Genomic DNA, 1,001 nt, shown 5'->3' with positions numbered 1-1,001 from the left:
ATCGTCGTACTCGTCAAGCAGGTGCCTGATTCGGGCGCGGACCGCAACCTGCGTTCTGACGACAACACCGTCGACCGCGGTTCGGCGAACAACGTCATCAATGAGATGGACGAGTATGCCATCGAGGAGGCGTTGAAGATCAAGGAGGCGCACGGCGGTGAGGTGACGATCCTGACGATGGGTCCGGATCGGGCGACCGAGTCGATCCGTAAGGCGCTGTCGATGGGTCCGGACAAGGCTGTGCACGTCGTCGACGATGCTCTGCGCGGTTCCTGTGCGGTGGCCACGTCGAAGGTGCTCGCCGCCGCTGTCGGGCAGTTGAACGCCGACTTGGTCATTTGTGGGGCGGAGTCGACCGACGGTCGGGTCCAGGTGATGCCGCACATGATCGCCGAGCGGTTGGGTGTGGCTGCGCTGACCGGCGCGCGCAAGCTCACCGTGGACGGGTCGAATCTGACGGTGGAGCGGCAGACGGAGGAGGGCTACGAGGTGGTGACCGCCTCGACCCCGGCCGTGGTGTCGGTGTGGGACACGATCAACGAGCCGCGGTATCCGTCGTTCAAGGGCATCATGGCGGCGAAGAAGAAGCCGGTGCAGACGCTGTCGCTGGGTGAGCTGGGTGTGGCTGCGGTGGAGGTGGGCTTCGACGGTGCGACCAGCGCTGTGGTGGAGCATTCCAAGCGTCCGCCGCGTTCTGGCGGCGAGAAGATCACCGATGAGGGCGAGGGCGGCGTGAAGCTGGTCGAGTTCCTCGCTGCCGAGAAGTTCGTGTGAGGGGTCTGGGACATGTCTGAGGTTCTCGTCGTCGTCGAAGCCACGCGTGAGTTCGGCGTCAAGAAGGTCACCCTGGAGATGCTCACCCTCGCCCGCGAGCTGGGCACCCCGAGCGCCGTCGTGCTCGGTGGTGTCGGTGCCGCGCAGGCGTTGAGCGCCAAGCTGGGTGAGTACGGCGCGGAGAAGATCTACGCCGCGGAGGGTGAGGAGATCGACGGCTACCTGGT

Annotated in this window: 1 protein-coding gene and 1 pseudogene; both read left to right on the top strand. The window is 65.5% G+C overall.

The window, feature by feature from the left end; translation table 11 throughout:
• The coding region (locus ACFYON_RS29050) for an electron transfer flavoprotein subunit beta/FixA family protein (RefSeq protein ID WP_387257834.1) at nt 1–774 on the top strand (774 nt) is incomplete at its 5' end.
• A gap of 12 nt (nt 775–786) precedes the next feature.
• Nucleotides 787–1,001: pseudogene (locus ACFYON_RS29045) on the top strand (electron transfer flavoprotein subunit alpha/FixB family protein); the annotation flags it as partial.

Source organism: Micromonospora sp. NPDC005686 (assembly GCF_042871665.1).
GTDB lineage: Bacteria > Actinomycetota > Actinomycetes > Mycobacteriales > Micromonosporaceae > Micromonospora.
The sequence above is the reverse complement of the archived record's forward strand: the minus strand, read 5'-3'. Positions and strand labels throughout refer to the sequence as shown.